This is a genomic window from Vibrio sp. SCSIO 43086 (genome assembly GCF_051132235.1).
In the GTDB taxonomy this organism is placed as follows: Bacteria; Pseudomonadota; Gammaproteobacteria; order Enterobacterales; family Vibrionaceae; genus Vibrio; species Vibrio diabolicus.
Map to the genome: position 1 here is coordinate 2,576,426 of NZ_CP072677.1, position 22,008 is coordinate 2,598,433.

23 protein-coding genes are annotated in these 22,008 nt (G+C 44.9%); 9 read left to right on the forward strand and 14 right to left on the reverse strand.

Annotated features, from left to right (window positions below; all coding sequences use genetic code 11):
* Nucleotides 1–5: 5 nt before the first annotated feature.
* The 5 genes from J8Z23_RS12270 to bolA form a co-directional block, all read right to left on the reverse strand.
* Nucleotides 6–638: an NADH:ubiquinone reductase (Na(+)-transporting) subunit D gene (locus J8Z23_RS12270; protein ID WP_005380269.1), complete on the reverse strand. Its 633-nt coding sequence runs from the start codon at nt 636–638 to the stop codon at nt 6–8.
* Complete coding sequence (locus J8Z23_RS12275; RefSeq protein ID WP_006742550.1) at nt 638–1,408, reverse strand: Na(+)-translocating NADH-quinone reductase subunit C; 771 nt, start codon at nt 1,406–1,408, stop codon at nt 638–640. Before J8Z23_RS12275 ends, J8Z23_RS12270 begins: the two co-directional genes overlap by 1 nt.
* Nucleotides 1,398–2,642 carry an NADH:ubiquinone reductase (Na(+)-transporting) subunit B gene (locus J8Z23_RS12280; protein WP_006742551.1) on the reverse strand — a complete coding sequence of 415 codons (1,245 nt, stop codon included), beginning with the start codon at nt 2,640–2,642 and terminating at the stop codon, nt 1,398–1,400. The genes J8Z23_RS12275 and J8Z23_RS12280 overlap by 11 nt, the downstream gene beginning before the upstream one ends.
* Before the next feature lie 5 nt (nt 2,643–2,647).
* Nucleotides 2,648–3,988 carry a Na(+)-translocating NADH-quinone reductase subunit A gene (locus J8Z23_RS12285; RefSeq protein ID WP_041853022.1) on the reverse strand — a complete coding sequence of 447 codons (1,341 nt, stop codon included), beginning with the start codon at nt 3,986–3,988 and terminating at the stop codon, nt 2,648–2,650.
* A 473-nt stretch (nt 3,989–4,461) separates the two neighbouring features.
* Nucleotides 4,462–4,770: a transcriptional regulator BolA gene (gene bolA, locus J8Z23_RS12290; RefSeq protein ID WP_005380262.1), complete on the reverse strand. Its 309-nt coding sequence runs from the start codon at nt 4,768–4,770 to the stop codon at nt 4,462–4,464.
* Between the two features lie 243 nt (nt 4,771–5,013).
* Here bolA and J8Z23_RS12295 point away from each other — a divergent pair, with 243 nt between their 5' ends.
* From J8Z23_RS12295 to J8Z23_RS12310, 4 genes are all read left to right on the forward strand, one after another.
* Complete coding sequence (locus tag J8Z23_RS12295; RefSeq protein WP_434633724.1) at nt 5,014–6,168, forward strand: methyltransferase; 1,155 nt, start codon at nt 5,014–5,016, stop codon at nt 6,166–6,168.
* A 32-nt stretch (nt 6,169–6,200) separates the two neighbouring features.
* Nucleotides 6,201–6,770 (forward strand): YajG family lipoprotein, encoded by a 570-nt coding sequence (locus J8Z23_RS12300; protein ID WP_012841484.1) that lies wholly within the window; start codon nt 6,201–6,203, stop codon nt 6,768–6,770.
* The gene (locus tag J8Z23_RS12305; RefSeq protein ID WP_434633727.1) at nt 6,770–7,315 is read left to right on the forward strand and encodes a peptidylprolyl isomerase; all 546 of its coding nucleotides are present in this window, start codon (nt 6,770–6,772) and stop codon (nt 7,313–7,315) included. The genes J8Z23_RS12300 and J8Z23_RS12305 overlap by 1 nt, the downstream gene beginning before the upstream one ends.
* 71 nt (nt 7,316–7,386) lie before the next feature.
* Nucleotides 7,387–8,739: an AmpG family muropeptide MFS transporter gene (locus J8Z23_RS12310; protein ID WP_006742554.1), complete on the forward strand. Its 1,353-nt coding sequence runs from the start codon at nt 7,387–7,389 to the stop codon at nt 8,737–8,739.
* Between the two features lie 64 nt (nt 8,740–8,803).
* Here the strand turns inward: J8Z23_RS12310 and J8Z23_RS12315 are convergent, their stop codons facing one another.
* From J8Z23_RS12315 to J8Z23_RS12330, 4 genes are read right to left on the reverse strand one after another with little or no spacing between them, the layout of a single operon-like run.
* Nucleotides 8,804–9,463 carry a ChrR family anti-sigma-E factor gene (locus J8Z23_RS12315; RefSeq protein WP_048625904.1) on the reverse strand — a complete coding sequence of 220 codons (660 nt, stop codon included), beginning with the start codon at nt 9,461–9,463 and terminating at the stop codon, nt 8,804–8,806.
* Nucleotides 9,460–10,044, reverse strand: coding sequence for an RNA polymerase sigma factor (locus tag J8Z23_RS12320; protein ID WP_005380255.1), 585 nt, complete (start codon nt 10,042–10,044; stop codon nt 9,460–9,462). Before J8Z23_RS12320 ends, J8Z23_RS12315 begins: the two co-directional genes overlap by 4 nt.
* Nucleotides 10,045–10,088: 44 nt before the next feature.
* Nucleotides 10,089–11,447, reverse strand: a complete 1,359-nt coding sequence (locus tag J8Z23_RS12325) for a DUF4397 domain-containing protein (protein ID WP_434633732.1) — start codon at nt 11,445–11,447, stop codon at nt 10,089–10,091.
* Nucleotides 11,444–12,040, reverse strand: a complete 597-nt coding sequence (locus J8Z23_RS12330; RefSeq protein ID WP_005380253.1) for an LON peptidase substrate-binding domain-containing protein — start codon at nt 12,038–12,040, stop codon at nt 11,444–11,446. Before J8Z23_RS12330 ends, J8Z23_RS12325 begins: the two co-directional genes overlap by 4 nt.
* A 323-nt stretch (nt 12,041–12,363) precedes the next feature.
* Between J8Z23_RS12330 and J8Z23_RS12335 the strand changes: the two genes are divergently transcribed.
* The 4 genes from J8Z23_RS12335 to csdA all read left to right on the forward strand — a co-directional run bounded on the left by J8Z23_RS12335 (nt 12,364) and on the right by csdA (nt 15,985).
* Entirely contained in the window at nt 12,364–13,179 is an 816-nt protein-coding gene (locus J8Z23_RS12335) for an outer membrane protein OmpK (protein ID WP_395215997.1), read from the forward strand.
* 108 nt (nt 13,180–13,287) lie between these two features.
* Entirely contained in the window at nt 13,288–14,178 is an 891-nt protein-coding gene (gene panE, locus J8Z23_RS12340) for a 2-dehydropantoate 2-reductase (protein WP_253643870.1), read from the forward strand.
* Nucleotides 14,175–14,774: a DJ-1 family glyoxalase III gene (locus J8Z23_RS12345; protein ID WP_006742560.1), complete on the forward strand. Its 600-nt coding sequence runs from the start codon at nt 14,175–14,177 to the stop codon at nt 14,772–14,774. Before panE ends, J8Z23_RS12345 begins: the two co-directional genes overlap by 4 nt.
* Nucleotides 14,774–15,985 (forward strand): cysteine desulfurase CsdA, encoded by a 1,212-nt coding sequence (gene csdA, locus J8Z23_RS12350; protein WP_395215996.1) that lies wholly within the window; start codon nt 14,774–14,776, stop codon nt 15,983–15,985. Before J8Z23_RS12345 ends, csdA begins: the two co-directional genes overlap by 1 nt.
* 33 nt (nt 15,986–16,018) lie before the next feature.
* Here the strand turns inward: csdA and J8Z23_RS12355 are convergent, their stop codons facing one another.
* The 5 genes from J8Z23_RS12355 to J8Z23_RS12375 form a co-directional block, all read right to left on the reverse strand.
* On the reverse strand, nt 16,019–16,939 hold the full coding sequence (locus J8Z23_RS12355) for a GGDEF domain-containing protein (RefSeq protein ID WP_085342709.1): 921 nt from the start codon (nt 16,937–16,939) through the stop codon (nt 16,019–16,021).
* 308 nt (nt 16,940–17,247) lie between these two features.
* Complete coding sequence (csdE, locus tag J8Z23_RS12360; protein WP_046874993.1) at nt 17,248–17,676, reverse strand: cysteine desulfurase sulfur acceptor subunit CsdE; 429 nt, start codon at nt 17,674–17,676, stop codon at nt 17,248–17,250.
* Nucleotides 17,677–17,695: 19 nt separating this feature from the next.
* On the reverse strand, nt 17,696–18,505 hold the full coding sequence (gene tcdA, locus J8Z23_RS12365; RefSeq protein ID WP_005380241.1) for a tRNA cyclic N6-threonylcarbamoyladenosine(37) synthase TcdA: 810 nt from the start codon (nt 18,503–18,505) through the stop codon (nt 17,696–17,698).
* Nucleotides 18,506–18,604: 99 nt separating this feature from the next.
* Nucleotides 18,605–19,708: a murein transglycosylase A gene (gene mltA / locus J8Z23_RS12370; protein ID WP_434633737.1), complete on the reverse strand. Its 1,104-nt coding sequence runs from the start codon at nt 19,706–19,708 to the stop codon at nt 18,605–18,607.
* Nucleotides 19,709–19,981: 273 nt separating this feature from the next.
* On the reverse strand, nt 19,982–20,437 hold the full coding sequence (locus J8Z23_RS12375) for a DUF2850 domain-containing protein (RefSeq protein WP_005380234.1): 456 nt from the start codon (nt 20,435–20,437) through the stop codon (nt 19,982–19,984).
* 162 nt (nt 20,438–20,599) lie between these two features.
* Here J8Z23_RS12375 and argA point away from each other — a divergent pair, with 162 nt between their 5' ends.
* On the forward strand, nt 20,600–21,937 hold the full coding sequence (gene argA, locus J8Z23_RS12380) for an amino-acid N-acetyltransferase (protein ID WP_012841478.1): 1,338 nt from the start codon (nt 20,600–20,602) through the stop codon (nt 21,935–21,937).
* Nucleotides 21,938–22,008 lie beyond the last annotated feature (71 nt).

Consider the following 22,008-nt stretch of genomic DNA (forward strand, 5'->3'; position numbering starts at 1 on the left):
CGTCCTTACTCCTTCGCTTCTACTTGTTCTGGTTTCAGAATACGGATTACCCAGATAAGGAAGCCGATTAGGAAGAATGCTGATGGTGCTAGTAGCATTAGGCCGTTAGGCTGGTACCAACCACCGTTGCTCACTAGAGGTAGAACTTCTAGGCCAAATAGTTTGCCTGAGCCAAATAGCTCACGGAAGAAACCTACAGTGATAAGAACGAAGCCGTAACCTAGACCGTTACCAATACCGTCAATAAGAGATGGTACTGGCGCAGACTTCATTGCGAATGCTTCAGCACGACCCATTACGATACAGTTAGTGATAATCAGACCAACGAATACAGATAGCTGTTTAGAGATATCGTATAGGTAAGCTTTTAGCACCTGGTCTACCACAATTACTAGCGATGCGATAATTGCCATCTGAACGATGATACGCACACTGTTAGGAATGTGGTTACGGATCAATGAAACAGAGAAGTTAGACAACGCAGTTACAAATGTTACCGCTAGCGTCATTACAAAAGCTGTTTCTAGTTTAGTTGTTACTGCAAGAGCAGAACATACACCAAGAACTTGTAGCGCGATTGGGTTGTTATCCAATACTGGCGCTAGAATGCTCTTTTTAACGTTTTGTGCACTAGACATTAGTTAAGTTCTCCGTCACGAACTTTTGCTAGGAAAGGACCAAAGCCCTTGTCACCTAACCAGAAGTCAAATGTGTGTTGAACACCATTACTAGTGAGCGTTGCTCCTGATAGACCATCAACACCGTGCTCAGAACCTTGCGGTGCGCCGCCTTTCACGACCTTAATCGCTGGCTGATGATCTTCATTGTACAATTTCTTGCCAATGAATTGATCGCGCCATGAAGGGTTCTCTACTTCACCACCAAGTCCAGGAGTTTCACCTTGCTCGTAGTAAGTAATAGCAGACACAGTGTTACCATCAGTTTCAACGGCTACAAAGGCATACATCATCGACCATAGTCCTTTACCGTGCATAGGCAAGATAACTTTTTGGACTTCATCTTGGTCTTTTACTAAGTACACCACTGCTGTATTCGCACGACGACGGATATCAGCGACGTCTTCTTCTGGTGTCAATGCGATTGAACGTTCTGCATCTTTTGATGCTTCACGCTGATCGTACGTAGATGCATTACCCTCAGTAAAGTTACCTGTTTCAAGGTCTACCAGACGAGGTTCGATGTACTCAGCAAATAGCTCTGGTACTTTCTTACCGTTCGCGTCAATGCCTGCAACTTCAACGATCTTTGATTGCTTATCTAGGACAGCGTTAGCTTTTTGCTTATCACGCAGACCTACTGCTGCTGTTGATACGATGATTGAACAAACAAGGCTCAACCCGATAACAACACCCAGCGTCTTTTTAATGCTGTCGTTATTACTTGCCATAGCGTGCTAGTCTCCGCTTGATGTTCTTCTCAATCACTACATGGTCGAACAGAGGTGCGAATAGGTTCGCGAATAGAATCGCCAGCATCATACCTTCTGGGTACGCCGGGTTAACTACACGGATCATCACACACATTGCACCAATCAGGATGCCGTACCACCATTTACCTTTGTTAGTAAATGACGCTGATACTGGGTCCGTTGCCATGAAGAACATACCGAATGCAAAACCACCTAGAACTAGGTGCCAGTGCCATGGCATGTTGAACATTGGGTTAGTGTCAGAACCGATCACGTTAAACAGAGTCGATACTGCAATCATACCGATCATTACGCCCGCAATGATGCGCCATGAAGCGATTCGCATGTAAACGATCATCGCTGCACCGATCATTAGAGCTAGAGTCGATACTTCACCAATAGAGCCAGGGATGTTACCGATGAAAGCGTCCATCCAAGTGATAGGAGAACCAGTTACTGTGTTAACTAGAGCACCGTTACCACCTTGAGCCCATTGGCTAAGAGCAGTTGCACCAGAGAAGCCGTCAGCTGCAGTCCATACTACGTCACCCGAGATTTGCGCTGGGTAAGCGAAGAATAGGAATGCACGACCTGCAAGTGCAGGGTTAAGGAAGTTACGACCTGTACCACCGAAGATCTCCTTCGCAACAACAACACCAAATGTGATACCTAGTGCCGCTTGCCATAGAGGTAGCGTTGGTGGAACGATAAGTGCGAACAAGATAGAAGTAACAAAGAAGCCTTCGTTTACTTCGTGCTTACGCACCATACAGAAAAGCACTTCCCAGAAACCACCAACAAGGAATACTGTTGCGTAGATAGGTAGGAAGTAGGTCGCACCTAGTAGCATCTTACTGCCAACCCCTGCATCAGCGGCAATCGTTCCGCCCAGCATTTCAGTTAGCCAGTAGTGCCAGTTACCAGAGATAACTGTCGCTAGTTGATCACCAGCGTACATGTGGTTAAGCGCTGCAATAGCTTGGCCACCTGCGTTGTACATACCCCAGAACATTGCTGGGAATACCGCAAACCAAACCATGATCATGATACGTTTTAGGTCAACGCTATCACGAACGTGCGAGCTTTTATTTGTTACGATACCTGGAGTGTAAAAAACTGTTGCTACAGCTTCGTACAGGGCAAACCATTTTTCGTGTTTACCACCAGGCTCAAAATGATGCTCGATGTCTTCAAGAAACTTTTTAAGAGCCATGAAAATTACCCTTCCTTCTCGATAGTATCTAGGCATTCACGAAGTAACGTACCGTACTCGTACTTACCTGGACATACAAAGGTACACAATGCTAGATCTTCTTCATCCAGTTCAAGCGCACCCAGTGCTTGAGCACTGTCTGTATCACCTGCACATAGATCACGAAGCAGCAGAGTAGGCTCCATATCTAGAGGCATTACGCGTTCGTAGTTGCCAATTGGAACCATTGAACGATCACTACCATTGGTCGTCGTTGTCATATTGAACAACTGACCTTTGAATACGTGACCAAGGAAAGAGCGAGTTACCGAGAACTTATTCTTACCAGGCATTGCCCAGCCAAATAGTTCTTTCTCACGGCCTTCACGTAATACAGAAACCTGTTGATGGTAACGGCCAAGATATGCGTGTGGACCAGTTGCATGTGTACCTGTCAGTACAGAACCAGAAATCACACGAACTTCGCCAGGCATCAGCTCATTATCTGTTAGGTCATCCAAGCTTGCACCGATTACGGTACGAACTAGACGAGGGTTATTCACAACTGGACCAGCTAGAGACACAACACGATCTGTGTATAGCTCACCAGTTAGGAACAGCTTACCGAACGCGATAACGTCTTGGTAGTTGATGCTCCATGCCACATTTTCTGCATTCACTGGGTATAGGAAATGCATGTGGGTGCCAGCAAGACCTGCTGGGTGAGGGCCATCGAAGACGTGTTCTTCTACGTTAGACTGTGAAGAGCGTGGCAAACTAGTGCCAGATTTACATACGTAAACCTTGCCTTCTGTCAGGGCTGAAAGAATGTCTAGACCAGCAATGAATGCTTCTTGTTGCTCATTAATGATCAACTCAGGCTTAGCTGCTAGTGGATTAGTATCCATTGCAGTTACGAAAATAGCCTTAGTAGAAGACTCGATTGCAGGAACCTTGCTAAACGGACGAGTACGTAAAGCGGTCCATAGGCCAGAGTCAACCAACTGAGTCTTGATCACTTCACGATCTAGACCTGAAAGTTGAGCGGCTTCGAACTTATCAAATGTCACCTGCTCTTCACCTGCCACTTCAATCACTACAGATTGAAGGACACGTTTAGCGCCACGGTTAACTTCGATCACTTTACCGGCTGCTGGTGCAGTAAATTTCACGCCAGGGTTCTTTTTATCTTCAAAAAGAACTTGCGCTTTTTTCACTTCATCACCAACGCGGACATGCATGGTAGGACGCATGCCAACGTACTCTTCGCCAAGCAAGGCGACTTTTTTGATGGTCTTACCATCATTAATCACCTGGGATGGAGTTCCTGCGATAGGAAGATCCAAGCCCTTCTTTATTGTAATCATACGCACTTGCACTACTTTTATCGGGAAAAAGATTCTTTTGATTGCGTAACTTTTAGACACGACATCAGTGTCCGGTTTTGATGTTGTTTTAAACATCAAAATCGCAACATCCTATTAAAAATCTCGTCACAAGGAATACGCGAGATTTATCAGGTGCCGTAGTCTAGCATTTTTTAGGAACTTGATGCCATGACCAATCATTAGAATAGAGGGGTTATTTCGGTAGAATCAGGTCTAAAAGGTCAAAGAATAGTCATAACTTTGACCGATCGCACAAATGCCATATTCCATACATATCTTATGGAAAAGTCATATTCATCGCCTGAAATATCCTGCAATTTCCATTCATTTGTTGAAACACTGTTAACACATTTTTTAACCAGAATTTGTGCCACATCGATGCCCCTAAAGAATGTAAAACGAAAAAAGATGGCCTTAGCCACCTTTTCTCTGCACCTTTACATTTTGCGTCTTTAGTGACCGCCACCCATACACATAGGGCTATCAGGAGCGCCATCTTGTTCTCGCTTCCACTCTTCATCAGTGTATGTATGGATAGCTAGTGCATGAATGTGGTTATCCAGCTCATCTGCCAAAATTTGATGAACTTGGCGATGGCGTCCAATCAAACGCTGTCCCGCGAACGAATCACTCACAACAATCACTTTGAAGTGACTCTCCGAGCCTGGTGGCACATTATGCATGTAGCTCTCATTAATCACTTTGAGATAGCTTGGTTGCAGCTCACTGTGTAGTTTCTTCTCTATGATTTCTTGGATCATATTCGTTCCTCATTGATGCGAATTCCATAAGTATATACCTAAGTAAAGCAGACGTGTATCACTCAAACATCACTCTCATTATTGATGCATTTTACGTTCAACTGATTTCAAAGCGCTTGACGCCATGAACATGCCTAGAGAGCGAGCACCACTGAACACGTAAAATTTGACAGCTTTTTGTATCTCGACACGTCATCATTTGCGACAATAACACTTAATTTCTAAATCAACTTACATTTAGCTATGAAAACCGAACTGAATCTTCACGAGCGAAGCCTAACACTTTATCGTTTCCCAAAACGCAGCAATGAAACTCTACAAGCGTGGGATGCCGGTGATGAGTATCTTATTAATCATGTTGAAGAACTTGCTTTGCCAAACAATCAAAACATCCTCGTGATTAATGACAGCTTTGGTGCCCTCTCCTGCTGGTTTTCAGAAAAGCACCATGTGACGCTAATGAGTGATTCTTTCATTTCTCATAAAGGTGTGCAGCAGAACCTTGAGCAAAACCAGTGCAATAAGGTAGCGTTTGCAACCACGATGGATCCCGTACCTTCCAATACTGATCTCGTATTGCTGCAACTGCCAAAAAGTAACCGTCACCTCGTTTGGATACTCAGTCAGTTAAGAAAAGCACTGCCTGCATCCTGCCCCGTCATTGCAGTTAATAAAGCGAAAGACATTCATACTTCAACGCTAAAACTGTTTGAAAAATATTTGGGTGAGACAAAAACCTCTCTGGCCTGGAAAAAGCACCGATTGGTATTTGCTCAAGCAACGGTTGACCCAACAATTGAAGTAAGCCCTTTCACGACTTGGCGCGTTGATGGCGAAGATATCGAACTCAAGAACATGCCAAATGTCTATTCAGGAGAAAGCTTAGATTTAGGTGCGCGTTTTATGCTTCAGCACCTACCTCAAGATCCATTGGTAGATAATGTTATCGATCTCGGTTGCGGTAATGGTGTTCTGTCTGCGAAGTTTGGTCAGCTGAATCCGAATGCTCGATTAACATGTGTTGATGAAAGCTTTATGGCGCTTGAGTCCGCGAAGCAGAACCTGCTAGATAACCTTGGTGAAGATAGAGACATACAGTGTGTTGCAAACAATTGTTTGGACGGTTTTAAACACAACAGCTGCTCTATGATTATGTGTAACCCACCCTTTCACCAACAGCAGGCCATCACCGATCATATTGCTTGGCAAATGTTCTGTGATGCAAAGCAAGTATTGAGTGAAGGTGGTAAGTTACTGGTGATTGGAAATCGTCATCTTGGTTATGACGCAAAACTAAAACGGCTGTTTGGCGATAAGAATGTGAAACTTATCGCTTCCAACAATAAGTTTGTGATTTTACAGGCCACAAAAAATCCTGCTAAATTAAGCGCAAAATAAGCTTTAGCAAAATAGTTAAAAGGAATAATAAAATGAGAAAATTGGTACTTGCGGCTTCGGTTGCGTTGCTTGCTGCGTGTTCAGCTCCTCAACAGCCTCAGCTGAATTTGATGCCAGAAAGCACACTGAGCACCAATCCAATTGTTCAAGGCAAGACTTACAGCTTGACCAGCAAAGATGTACGTGCAGCGCAGTACGTGGCGTTGGTGGATAACGGCCGTTCGAACATTCTTCCTCTTCATGCTAAACAGAATTTACGTATTGCGTTAGAAGAAGCATTAGAGAAGCAGTTTTCATCTCAAGGCTTCCATGCCGATCTAAACAGCAACAATGCAATTGAATTAAACGTTCAAGAAGCATTAGTTAACGTAAAACATTCGGTGATGGAAAATGAGATGGATGCGAAAGTCGTGCTTGAAATCACCGCAGAAACACCAGAAGGTAAACTGGTCAAAACTTACACAGGCACTGCGAAGCGTTCTGGCACATTGAGTGCGTCTGATGCCGACATTGAGCAAACACTGAATGATGTAGTGACATTAACACTTAAAGAAATTGCCAATGATCCTGAGCTTCGTCAGTACATGCAGGAGCGTTTCTAATGTTACGCAAGGCAATTCTTTCTCTCGCGCTACTCAGCTGCAGCGTTTGGGCTGGACCAAAAGTGGCGTTTGAAACAACGTTAGGTTCATTTACTGTCGAACTGAATGAAGAGAAAGCGCCGATTACGGTAGCGAACTTCCTTAAATATGTAGAAGACGGTAGCTATGAAGGCACTATTTTTCACCGCGTTATTCCAGGCTTTATGGCGCAAGGTGGTGGCTTTAACCAAGATATGCAAATGGTGGAGACTTACGCTCCAATCAAAAACGAGGGTAATAACGGTTTAAATAACGACCGTGCGACGATTGCAATGGCACGCACCAACGCGCCTGACTCGGCTACTCGTCAGTTTTTTATCAATTTAGTCGACAATGATTTTCTAAACTACGGCGCTCGTCCACCGGGTTATGCGGTATTTGGCGAGGTCACGGAAGGATTCGACATTATCCAAAAAATGGCAAAACAGCCAACTACGACGACTCGCGGTATGCGTGATGTTCCCGAGACTCAAATCGTCATCACTAAAGCAACACTACTTAAATAGCCAAAACGATAAGCCCTTTGAACAATCGAAGGGCTTTCTCTTTCAACGGCTTCATTTTATTGGATTGATTTATGTCTTCATTACCTTCCATCACTTGGTTGGAAACGGTAAAAAGTTACCTCGATAAACGACTCATGTGGGTTTTCATGTTGGGCTGCTCTAGCGGCTTTCCGTGGGTACTTATCGGTTCAAATATGTCTGGCTGGCTAAAAGACGCTGGTTTGACCCTATCCGCAATAGGCTACTTTGGTAGTGTCTTTGCGGTTTATGCAATTAACTTTCTCTGGGCGCCACTCGTAGACCGGGTGAAGCTACCAGTGCTCTATCGACTACTTGGACAAAGGCGTAGCTGGATTTTCTTCTGTCAAAGTATTGTACTCGTCGCGACGGTATTTATTGCGGGCGTGAATCCAGCAGAGAACTTGGTGTTTGCGTCTCTACTCGCTTTGTGTATTGCAACCGCATCAGCCACACAAGACATTGCGATTGATGCTTTTCGTATTGATACTTTCCCAAAATCAGAAGAATCTAAGCTGCCACAAGCTTCTGCAATGGCGGTCATTGGCTGGTGGACAGGTTATTCACTACCGGGTTATTTAGCGTTTGTTAATGCTGATAGCGTCGGTTGGAATGGCGTGTATTACGGGATGGCGGTGATAGTCGGTATTCTAATGGTCTTTACGATTTTAGTCGGAGAGCCTAAGACTCAACGCGAACAACTTCAGTCTGCCGCTGAACAACGCCACAAAGAAGTGGTTGGTTCAAAAGTCGTGGCTTGGTTTACTGTGACTGTTGTAGAACCTTTCCTTGACTTCTTTAATCGCAATGGCGTCCGTGTCGCGATTACTCTTTTGCTGTTCGTTTTCCTATTCAAAATTGGCGAAGCGTTTTTAGGCAGGATGTCGATCGCGTTCTATAAAGATATTGGTTTTAGTAACGAACAAATTGGTTATTACTCCAAACTGATCGGATGGGGAGCCACTATCTTCTTTACCTTTGTCGGAAGCATGTTCAACGTCAGGTTTGGTATTGTACGTGGATTAATGATCGGTGGTATTGCTATGTCTGCCAGCAACTTGATGTTTGCTTGGATTGCATCGGTAGGCCCAAATGAGCACCTATACTTAGCAACCATAATTGTCGATAACTTTACGACTGCTTTCTCAACCGTCGCTTTTGTTTCATTTTTAACGATTCTAACCGGACAAGCATTCTCAGCAACGCAGTATGCTTTGCTCGCCTCTTTGGGGAACTTCGGACGAACGACTCTTGCTTCTTTCAGTGGAGAACTGGTGGACTACCTCAATGACTGGAGCACGTTCTTTGTGCTTACCGCTGTTATGGTCGTGCCAAGCTTGATTATGTTGTACTCGCTACGACATTACTTTGATGCTTTATTGGAAAAAGCACGTCACAAGCACTAAGAAGCGCATCAAAAAACCACCGAATTCGGTGGTTTTTGTTTTGCCGAGATATGAGATAAGAGGTCTATGGGTATAGCCCTTTGCCAAACATATTAAATATACGTGCCACACCTTGAGTAAAGATCATCGGCTCGGTCAATACGGTTAAACACAAGCAATCTTCTCCGGCCTTAGTGTAAGGGCTGTGCTTCACTGACGCATCTCTAATCATCAAATCGCCCTCTTCATATTGGCCATCCTCATCACTAAACCCACCATGTAGGATCAATGTAGATTCTAAGCCTTTGTGCGTATGTTGAGGGATTTGCACATCTTCTCCGATGTACATTAAGCTAACACGAGCATCTTCCCCTAGATCAATCTGAGCACTGAAAACCTTGCCTCCGTAACTTCTCCATGACCCTACAAGGTCAGAGAAACGCGCTAAGGTTTTGGGAAGTTCAAAGCTCTTTCCTGCAACATTCACTGCGGCAGGATCTCGGATAACGATGTTATCTGTCGCTGGCTCCGCATTGATAATATCATTGAACATATCGTCGAATTCAGGGACATATTCAGAGGGGATGTCGCTCACGATATTCGCTTGGCTGGCTTCGACTTGGTTCACATAAGCTCGGCACTTGGTGCATGTTTCTAAATGGGTTGCGACCACAAGACCAGAAACTGCATCAATGCTTCCCGAAGCGTATGCTTCTAACAAGCTGTTATCTGGGTGTTTGTTCATAGTTGCTCCGTATGCATTGAATGCCTTAGCTTTTCTACTGCAAGCCTCAGCCTGGATTTTACGGTACCGAGGGGTATATCAAATAATTCAGCGACCTGCTGATGAGGTAGCTCTTCAAGATACACCGCTTGTAAAACGTCTCTCTGATTTTTCGGTAAAATATCTAAAAATTTAACCACCTGTTCTTTCAACATGTCTTGCTCTGGTGAATAGTGATCAACAAGATCTGGTGGATAATATTCTGACGGCCAAATGTCATCAGAATGAATGTGTAATTCCTTACCTTTCTGCTTTCTCAACAGATCAAAGCATAGGTTTCGGATTATGGTGTATATCCAAGTCGATAACGCGCTCTTTTCCCCATCATAGAGGTGCGCTTTCTGCCAAACTGTCGCCATGGTCTCTTGCACCATCTCCATAGCAACTTGCTCATTACCAACATGTTTGTAAGCGAATTGCTTCAGCTTGGGTGCGTAAAAACGGAATACAAAAGCGAACGCGTCTTTATCTCGAGCCTTCACTTTGTCCATGTAATCGTTCCAATCACTGCGCCCCAGTTTTTTTGGGCTATCACTCATCATAATCGGCCTTAATTTTAGGGAGGAGTCATCTCCTCCCATTCGTCCTAATCGGTCACGTCATCAACCAACAAGTTGAAGCCACCGTTGTTCCCATCATCAATGGCAACCACCTGATACACAACACCATTCATCACATTGACTGGTGCTGAATCAACAGCAACCGTACTTGGATCGCCTGCCACTGTCACGGTTACATAATAGGTACCTTCAGCGACATATAATCCCTGAACGCTATCTTTGTACGCAAAATTAGCAATAGTTGGATCACTTCCATCTATTCCAGCGCTTGTAGTGAGATAAATATCCACCATTTCCGCTACGGGATTCGCCGCCGCATGTGTCACATTCAGCGTCGCGCTAGTTGCCACTGCACGTCTCATGTCTTCAACAACCAGAGGCTCGATATCAATCGCTGGGCTAACAACACCGACTGCGTAAACACTGTAATCCATTCCGCCCGCAACCATTAATACGTCAACATCGATAATAGGATTGGTTGTTGTGCCATCCACGTAAACGTCAATATCGTAAGCGCCAGCATCGAGATCCAAATAACCACGAATCTCTTTGAACGCTAAGTCGGCAAGAGGACCGAAGGCCGCCCCGTTAACGTTGACATCGACGATTGGCGCTCCATCAACAAGATGTCCAACTCTTACTTCAGCTTGGCTGCCCATATCCTCGATTATAGAAGATCCTGAACCATCCAATACCAACAACTTAACTGGTGACGTGCTATTTGAATCTCCGGTACTGATAGCGGCAATCGTCAAGTTTGAATTAGCAGCAAGAGATACTGTGCCCGAGTCAAAAGCAACGCTATCCCCAACAGCAAGTCGAACTTGGTACTCACCAGCGGGGATGTTCAATACGTCTGTAGATGCTTTGTATTCAAGATTCATAAGCGGTGTCGCGCTAGCAAGATCAGCCCCGGGCTCGGTGACGTAGAGATCAACGGCAGGAACGCCAGACGCTGCATGAACAACTTGAACATCTAAACTATTGGCATCAGCCATTGAATCGGCGCTGCGAGTCACAACTAAAGGTTCTACTGGGTTTGGCGAACCATCGGCATCACCAACAACGAACACGTTGTAATTGAGGTCTGAATCGAGATCTAATTCTGTTTTAGGTATTACAGTCGCGGTTTCATCGCCTGGAAGTTGAACATCAACTTGAATTGAGTTCATACCCTCACGTAACTTCATGTAACCAGAACCCATACCATAATCAACACCTGTCAATGATGATTTATCGTTTATCCACACATTTGCAAGCGGCGCATCAGAAGACGCATGTACTGCTTGCAAATTGGAATACTCAATGGTGTCGCTGTCGGAGCCACACGCCGCCAGTCCTAATGCCGCCACCATAGTTAGCGCAGCTCTGCTAAATCCTTTCATATCCTTGCCTCTTTGTTAGTCGGGGCTTCTATGGCTTCTGTCAGAAATTGCAACGCAGGAATGCAGTTCTCTGCGCCAACGAGCTGTTCGAACAGATTGCAGTCTAAAGGAAGTAATTCAAGCCAGCGCTGAGTCACCCAAGCTGAGTCATCGTAAAAACGATGCTGGTAGAGGTTTCCAAGTTGAGGAAACTCTTCATAAACATGGGATAACTGCTGACTTAAATAGAAGAAATCTGGTGAGTTGTCTGGATGTTGCCAATTGTCTAACCATTCGACCTCTGCATGGCGTAAGCCGTCCGCATCTGCACGAACTCGTTTGACAACAAAGCGTTTCTCACCAGCGACTGTAATACCAAGAAGACCATCACTGAGTGTTTCAAAATCAACGATCCTGACCAAAGTTCCGATAGATGAAACATTTCCCACGTCTTTAGGGTCACCTTCACTACCTACTAGGCAAACTCCAAAACCCACATTTTGTAGGCTGCATTCCTTTACCATTCGCTTATATCGTGGCTCAAAAATGCGCAGATTCATTTTACCTTCAGGGAGTACAACTGAAGTGAGTGGGAATAACATGACTTCTTTCATTCAAACGTCCTCTTTGATTCACCGATACATACGAATCCCTTATCACTCCGATCACTAACGATTTATGTTGGTTAATCGACTGGCTTAAAAAGTCATAAAATCGCTTACGCAAACGATCCAAATCACATATTTATTGCAATCAAATGCAACAAACAAAAAGTTCCGTAAATAAAGATAATTTCGTGACGCAACTCACCAAAAACGTTCAATTTTGCACCCTTTATCACTTTCATTTGGGATTTTTATCGCTATTATTCCCGCCAATTGGAAAGCGCAGCACAGATTGCGTGTTCTGAATCATTACAAACATAGAGAGTCCCCTTATGCGTAAATCACTTTTAGCTCTTAGCCTTCTAGCGGCTACTTCAGCTCCAGTTATGGCTGCTGACTACTCAGATGGCGATATCCACAAGAACGATTACAAGTGGATGCAGTTCAACATCATGGGCGCAATAAATGAGAAAGGTCCTTACGAATCAACTCACGATTACCTAGAAATGGAATTTGGCGGTCGCTCTGGTATTTTCGACCTTTACGGCTACGTTGACGTATTCAACCTAACTTCCGACAGCAGCAGTGATAAAGCTGATAAAGATGGTAAAATCTTTATGAAGTTCGCCCCTCGTATGTCTCTAGACGCTATTACTGGTAAAGACTTATCTTTAGGTCCAGTACAAGAGCTTTACTTGTCTACTCTTTTTGAATGGGACGGTAACAATGGCGGTGTTAACACTCAGAAAGTAGGTCTTGGTTCTGACGTAATGGTTCCTTGGTTTGGTAAAATGGGTCTAAACCTTTACGGCACTTACGACTCAAACCAAAAAGATTGGAACGGTTTCCAAATCTCGACTAACTGGTTCAAACCATTCTACTTCTTCGAGAACGGTTCATTCATCTCTTACCAAGGTTACATCGATTACCAATTTGGTATGAAAGACGAGTATTCTCAAGTTAGTAATGGCGGTGCTATGTTCAACGGTATCTACTGGCACTCTGACCGCTTCGCGGTAGGTTACGGTCTGAAGCTATACCATGACGTATATGGTTTCGAAGATGGTACTGGTCTACCATGGGATTCTTCGACAAAATCTGAGTCTTCAGGCGTAGGTCACTACGTAGCTGTAACTTACAAGTTCTAATTGAACCACTAAGTTTCATCAAAAATGGCGCCTTTCGGCGCCATTTTTATTTGCTTTCCTTTTTTCCCTCATTATCCTTGCAGCAAACCTTTTTAATGAGAGCGTTTGGTGAATATCCTTATCCTCGGTCCAGGTGCGGTGGGCTCACTCTGGGCAACAAAATTTCAGCTTGCCGGACACAATGTTTCATTGTGGGGAAGAAGTTCAGAGAGACAACAATCACTTCAGTTGGATGACACACCCGCAACCGTATTCAGTAATCAAGATATTTCCTCCGTAAATAAAGCGGATCTCATTTTGATCACGGTAAAAGTTTGGCAAGTGGAAGACGCCATTCAGCCTTTACTGCCTCATATCAACGCTGACACGATTATCATGCTGATGCACAATGGTATGGGTACCGCCTCTGGCGTGGAGAAGGCTCTGCCAAACAATCCGATAGTGCTCGCCACAACGACGCACGGCGCATACAAACCAGATAACCAACACGTACTGCATACCGGTCACGGAACAACGCAAGTGGGTGGTTATAATGACAAGGGAATGCAGTGCGCTTTTCTGCAAGATGTTATGCATCATGCCCTTCCAGAGGCCATTTGGAATCCACACATCCGATCTGCGTTATGGACTAAGTTAGCAATTAACTGCGCGATTAACCCACTGACTGCGATTCACCAGTGTAAGAATGGTGAGCTTGCGCAGCCCGAGTTTAAGATACAACTCGAAAGTATCACTCAAGAACTGGTTGAAGTAATGAGTAAAGAAGGTATTGCTATCGAGTTTCGCTCTCTTTTCGATACGGTAATGCAAGTGGTGAACGCCACAGCTGAGAACTATTCTTCAATGAGACAAGACGTATTCCATCAGCGTCGAACGGAAATTGATTTTATAACCGGATACTTGTTAAAGGCTGCCAAGAAACATCGCATCAATACGCCTGAGAATTTAAAACTTTACCAACGCATCAAACAAATAGAACAAAGCTGGACAGAACAATGAGTAAGAAAATCTTAGTGCCAATCGCTCCGGGCACCGAAGAAATGGAAGCCGTCACCGTTATCGACATGATGGTTCGCGCGGGTTATGACGTTACGGTAGCGAGTGCTGCTTTTGATGGCTCATTGACGATGAAAGCTTCTCGCGGAGTCACACTAACAGCCGATTGTAAGCTGGTCGATATCGCTGATGATGAGTTTGACGCCATAGCGCTTTCTGGTGGTGTTGGTGGTGCAGAAATTTTTCGTGATAGCACGGTGATGATAGAAATCCTTAAGCAGCACATCTACGAGGGAAAATTGGTCGCTGCTATCTGCGCAGCACCGGCGTTGGTATTGCAACACCATGATCTTTTCCCACAATCACTGATGACCTGTCACCCGAGCTTTCAGTCACATATCCCGGAAGAGAAGTGGCGCAGCAAACGCGTGACCTTTGATATCAACCACAACCTGATCACCAGTCAAGGTCCGGGCACTGCTTTAGAGTTCGCAATGGAAGTAATCATTCAACTCTCAGGTAAAAAACACGCATGGTCAGTTGCTGAACCAATGATCCCTCTGCCTACTCTGCATTACCATAAGCTTGGTGAAGAATAATGTTTGACGTAAATGCTGTACGTGAGCAATTTCCCGCTCTAAATCAATCCGTCAACGATACGCCCTTAGTGTATCTAGATAGCGCAGCGACAACGCAAAAACCGCAATGTGTGATTGATGTCATCAGTCATTACTACAGTGCGCAAAATGCCAATGTTCACCGTGGCAGTCATAGTTTAACGGCTAATGCCACCAGCCAATTTGAAGCGGCACGAGAACGAGTGGCAAACTTTATTGGTGCAAACAGATCTAAAGAGATCATTTGGACACGGGGCGCAACCGAAGCACTGAACTTAATTGCTCAGACTTACGCCCGCAGCACGTTACAACCGGGTGATGAGATCTTGATTAGCGAGATGGAGCACCACGCTAACATCGTGCCTTGGCAAATCGTGGCAGAGCAAACGGGCGCCAAAGTCATAAAAGTTCCAATGACATCAGATTGCCAGTTCGACATCAGCGCGTTTGAGGCGCTTCTGTCTGACCGCTGTAAAATTGTTGCTTGTGCGCAAATCACCAACGTCACGGGCACACGCCAACCTATCGAAAAAATCACTGAACTAGCGCACAGCGTTGGCGCGGTTGTTGTGATTGATGGTGCGCAAGGCATCGTCCATGAGCAGCTTGATTTATCGGTATCAGATATCGATTTTTACGTTTTCTCAGGTCACAAACTTTATGCGCCAGCAGGTATTGGCGTTTTATACGGCAAGCTTGAACTTTTGGAAGCCATGCCACCATGGCACGGCGGTGGTAAAATGGTTGAACGCGTTTCGTTCGAGAAAACGACGTTTTCTGCACTTCCTGGTAAATTTGAAGCGGGCACACCAAACGTTGCGGGCGCGATTGCTCTAGCGAAAGCCATTGAGTGGTACCAAGGTTTTGACCATCACGAAGTAGAGGATCATCTCCATGTGCTTCAGGATAAGGCCTACCAAGCACTAAGCGCGTTGGATGACATCCATATTCTAGGCTACCAACCGAACGCCTCTGTACTGACGTTCGTCATGGACGGCGTTCATCACCAAGACATGGCAACGCTGCTCGATCAACAAGGCATTGCGGTACGAGCAGGACACCACTGTGCTCACCCATTGATGGATGCGCTAAACGTTAAAGGCACGGTACGCGTTTCTTTTGGTATTTATAACACGGCTGAAGATGTGGATAGACTCATCGCCGCCGTAGAAAAAGCCGTCGACATGCTATAACGCCAACGGTTTGATTTGGAGTAACCAACAAGGTTACTCCATCTGCCTATCCAGAGTCGCCACGCAATTTCTGCCATTTCTTTTCGCAGCATAAAGCGCTTTATCTGCATGCGCATACAAACGTTTGGTGGTTTCATTTCTGCCTATTTCCACCACGCCTACACTCACCGTGACCGGAATTTCAATCTTTTCAAATTCGAACTGACAATTTTGAATGTGGGAACGTACTTCCTCTCCTACCTCTTTCGCCGCCGACAGAGAAGTTTCTGGCAAAATAATCGCAAACTCCTCCCCTCCGACTCTTGCAAAAATTTCGTCTTTGACGAGTAAGTGAGAAACCAAATCAGCTAACGTCTCTAAGACATAATCCCCCGCATCATGACCACGTTTATCATTGATGACTTTAAAAAAATCCAAATCAAATAATAACAACGCGGAGTGATAATCCGGAGCTTGGGATCTAATAACTTCTTCTGTGAGCTTTTCGAAAAAGACACGTCGATTGTAGATGTTGGTAAGAGCATCAATTTGGCTTTGATGGCGAAGAAGAGTTTCAACTCGGTGGCGATTGGAGATGTTGCGTGTAAGAATAAGGACAACGCGACGACCTCGGTATTTTATAGCGAGTGGGCAGATCTTGCCTTCGTAGTATAGGTCGCCTCTTGGCCCACTGTTAGCATCTATTCCCTGAATGCTGTCGGCGCACATCTTGTACTCGATCGTCACAATACTGTCTTGTTTCAGTGACCGATTTATCTGTTCGATAAACCAGTCAGCTTTATCTTTCTCAAGTACGCTGTGCAGCGTCTCACCTATCAAATTACTTCCATCGTGATAGGCTTTTTTATCTGTTCCTCCAAAAACATCAATATAGATACCATCTTCACTCAGAATAAAAGTGGGGTCTGGCATTCCGGATAACACGTCTTGCGCATGTTCCAAGGTGAATTGCATATAGGGAGGTTCCTAGCATTTGTATCTAAGTAACCCAATCGCTTCCAAGTGTGTTTCCACATTGGGGAATAGGAGCGAATGGGACATATGTCTATTATCTAATATAGACAAATTTTAAATACAATTGAGTTTATAAAAACCAAGTGGGCAATATAATGAACCAGGATCAATAGAATGGTTAATTAGCGCTAAAATAGTCGACCATTTGCATATTTTTTACCCATATGCAAAAGATGTCTCAACTCAGATACAAAAACGCCAAACAGCTAGGCTATTCGGCGTTTTTTAAGAATTGGGAAAATGACTCATTACACGGCGGTTTGCTTAATCTGCTCTACAATAGCTTTCAAGCCATTACCACGTGACGGGCTTAAATGTGCAATAAGCCCCAGTTGATCAAAATAAGCATCGATGTCAAATGCTTGAATTTGATCGGCCGTTTTTCCGTCATAAGCCGCCATCACCAAGGCAATCAATCCACGGACGATACGCGCATCGGAGTCCGCACAAAAATGCCAAACGCCATCTTGCTCTTGGCTCACTAACCACACCAAGCTTTCACAACCCGAAACGGTAACTTGTTCTGATTTCAGCTCTTCTGGCATTTGTGGCAGCTTTTTACCCCACTGAATAACCTGACGGTAACGATCTTCCCAGCCTTTAAATTGCTGCATAGTCGCTACAATATCTTCGCTGGTGATATCTGTACCAAATGGAGAAACGGGAAAATCTGTCATGATGCGCTCTTCTTCTAGTTTACTTCTTATATTTTGAAATCAACTTCTCAACGATTCGCGATACCGCGACAAAGCCAAACGTTGCAGTTACGACAGTCGCCGCACCAAAACCGCTAGCGCAATCCATACGTTTTGGACCTTCCGCTGTCGACTTCACACCACACACTGAACCGTCTGCTTGAGGGTACTTCAGCTGCTCGGTTGAAAACACGCAATCAATACCAAACTTACGAGCCGGATTCTTAGGGAAGTTATGATGACGACGCAAGGTGTCTTTGATTTTCTTCGCTAGAGGATCTTGGATCGTTTTCGTTAAGTCAGCGACCATGATCTGCGTTGGGTCAACCTGACCACCAGCGCCCCCCGTAGTGATCACTTTGATCTTGTTGCTGCGGCAATACGCCAACAAAGACGCCTTCGCTTTTACGCTGTCAATCGCATCTAGCACGTAATCAAACTCTTTGCTTAAGTACTCATGTTGATTGTCTGGCGTGATGAAATCATCAATCAGGTTGACTTTACACTCTGGGTTGATCAATTTGACACGCTCGGCCATCACTTCAATTTTGCTTTGGCCAACGGTGCCCGTCATCGCATGAATTTGGCGGTTAATGTTCGTGACACAAACATCGTCCATATCAATCAGAGTTAGCTCACCGATCCCTGTACGAGCCAGCGCTTCCACCGCCCATGAACCTACGCCACCAATACCAATCACACAAACGTGTGCAGCGCGAAGAATGTCCACTTCGCTGTTGCCATAAAGACGACGAGTGCCGCCAAAGCGTTGATTGTAGCTGTCAGATGCTGGGGTATCGAGTTCACGCATATTGAAGTCCAGATGATCGATAGAAAAACAAAGAGTGCGATTTATACGCACTCTTTGATGAAATGTCTAGATAAGAGAGTGTTCCTCTCTCTTGGGTCGCTATTGTAGCTTTTCTGGCGGTAAAGCCCAAGGCGCTTGAGTTGGTGAGTTTTCGAGCCCAAGTTTCCACACTCGACCAAAATGCTTGTAGTGCCCTGCTTCCGTTCCTGCTCTCGCACCAATGCCATGATACAGATCCAAATGGTTCTGTTTTACCGCACCACCAGTGTCTAAAACGATCAGCATTCGCAGTTGATGCGCACCACTCCACGTACCATCAGCATTCAACAGTGGCACTTCCGCCAAGATTGGTGTGCCCATTGGTAAGATAGAACGATCGCCTGCGACGGCAGCCATTGGCAACAAAGGAATACCAGCCGACCCCGTTACTGGCGCTTCCGCTTTTGGCGCAAAGAAAACGTAAGAAGGGTTTTGCTCCAACAACTCGCGTACTGTTGCATCGTCGTTGTCCATCACCCACTCTTTGATTGCTTTGAGGGACATTTTTTCACGCAGGACTTCACCACGCTCAATCAAAATGCGGCCAATGCTGACGTAAGCTTTATTGTTTTTACCCGCGTACGCAAAGTACTCCAACGTATCATCATCTTCAAAATGCACGTAGCCACTGCCTTGCACTTCCATCATAAATGGGTCGATACGATTAGGCGCGTAACCTAGCACCAAACCTTGTCCATCTAGTGCTCCATTGTAGATCTCCGCGCGAGTCGGACAATCTGATGAGCAGTTTGGTTTGCCATAAACTGGGTACTTAAAAATGTCGTTTGGTGTATGACGCAGTTCCATCACGGGAGAAAAGTATCCGGTAAACAACACATTACCTTTTTTATCACCACCACCCAGTTGCGCGGCTTGAATGCCAAACGCACTCAACGCACTGGTATCTCCGCTCTGTTGCGCCCACTCACTTAATCGTTGATATAGCGGTTGGTACATCTTCGCCATGGATGGTGACTTTATCACCACTTGCTCAGCTTGCTTGTTAAATTCAGTAAAATCGCGTGGTTTGTTAGACTCAACCACATCCACTTGATTGAGGATCTGAGGAAACTCACCATCAAGATATTGCTGAGCACGATCATTTTGTTGAGCACAGCCAAAGAGTAGGCTCAAAGAGATAATAGGAAGGAGTTTTTTTAACACGTGTCTTTTCCGTAAAAGAGAATAGCAAAAGGATGGCAAACAAATGCATACGGTGCAATTGAAAAGCAACGACAAAATGTTTCAACGCTAAGCCAATCCGTTTACTCGTTGTGAATTCATTCAGTTAATGCAACATGATAGCAGCGGAAGAATTACGGAATTGTCCGGATTATGTTTGAAAGTAAGATTTACTGATTGAGAGATGAAATTGTGATCATCCATGTGACTCACAGACGCAAGAGATCTCTGCTTAACAGACAATGATAAAAACGACTATCTTACCGCAATCCTTGCACGCCCCTCTAAACGGAATACAGGTAGATAATGTGCATTGGCATCCAGCTTCATTTCTGCATGCTGCTTACCCACAAAATTGAAGTGCCGCTCATTTGAACCCACTCGATACGAAAACGAATCCCCATCGAATTCAAAACTGGTCGCCACTGTAGAACCATTTACGGTAACACCGCGCTCACTCAACACAAATTCTTCACGAGCATAAGGCGCAACATCTTGCTCAACCCAGCGACCATAAATAGTCGATTTAGGAATAGGCGGATTAATGGTTCGAGTAATCAAATCACTATACAGCATGCACACGACAACGGTTCCAACTATCGCTATAAGCATGAGAGAACGCTCTAGCCACTTACGAAGCATTGATTTAGATGACGTTTTTGACAGATTTGAAGCAGTGATCGCAGCATTCTTATTAACAGCAGAAGACATGAGGTTCACGTATTGAGAAAAGACGCGCTCATTGTAACTCTCCCCCTCAACGGGACCAAGAACCTACCTCAATATGTTTGTGCTTTATTCCAAAATTTCACCTTGCCACCAAGTGAATAAAAAGGCATTATTTTGACATAATTAAACAAAGGAATGGCTGTAGTGAAAATTCGTAGTACTGCTCTCGTAAAAGGATTCCGTCAATCAACACCTTATGTCAATGCTCACCGCGGAAAAACCATGGTGATCATGCTGGGCGGAGAAGCCGTCGCACACAAAAATTTTGGCAATATTATTAATGATATCGCACTCATGCACAGCCTCGGAATTAAAGTCGTGGTGGTGTATGGTGCACGTCCTCAAATTAATCAGCTGCTAGAAAAACAAGACCTCACTACGCCTTACCACAAAAATATCCGCATTACGGATGAATCGGCTTTATCTGTTGTTATGCAAGCTGCCGGACAACTTCAACTTGCGATTACTGCGCGCCTATCAATGAGCCTCAACAACACTCCGATGGCAGGCACCCAGCTCAATGTCGTTAGCGGAAACTACATCATTGCTCAGCCACTCGGCGTTGATGACGGGGTGGATTATTGCCATAGTGGACGTATTCGCCGCATTGACACCGATGCTATCAACCGCACTCTTGATCAAGGCTCTATTGTGCTACTTGGCCCCATTGCGAGCTCTGTAACTGGCGAGTGTTTTAACTTACTTTCTGAAGAAGTTGCGACACAACTGGCGATCAAATTAGGCGCAGACAAACTGATTGGTTTCTGTTCAGAACAAGGTGTCATTGATGACAACGGTAATGCTGTCGCCGAGTTGCTGCCAATTGAGGCGGAGCATGTCATCAAAACGCTCTCTGAAAATACGTCTCCTGACCTAGATTACAACACTGGGACACTGCGCTTTCTTAAAGGCTCTATTGCCGCTTGCCGTGCCGGAGTACCTCGTAGCCACTTGATCAGTTATAAAGTAGATGGCGCCTTAATTCAGGAGTTGTTCTCTTTCGACGGCATCGGAACCCAAGTCGTTATGGCGAGCGCTGAACAAGTGAGGCAAGCCAATATTGACGATATTGGCGGTATCTTAGACCTCATTCGTCCTTTAGAAGAGCAAGGTGTACTCGTTAGGCGCTCTCGAGAGCAGCTAGAACAAGAGATTGGAAAATTTACCATCATCGAAAAAGACGGTTTGATTATTGGCTGTGCTGCCCTTTATCCATACCCAGAAGAGCGTAAAGCTGAGATGGCTTGCGTAGCAATTCACCCTGACTATCGTGATGGAAACCGAGGTTTGTTACTGCTCAACTATATGAAACATCGTTCTAAATCCGAAACCATTGATCAGATTTTTGTCCTCACGACACACAGTTTGCATTGGTTTAGAGAGCAAGGTTTTTACGAAGTCAGTGTCGACTATTTGCCTGGAGCCAAACAAGGGTTATATAACTTCCAGCGTAAGTCCAAAATCTTAGCGTTAGATTTATAGCTTAACCTTAAATCAGGGAGCGAAATTTAACGTTCCACTATACCAACTAACCTCAAAGGGCAGGATTCAGT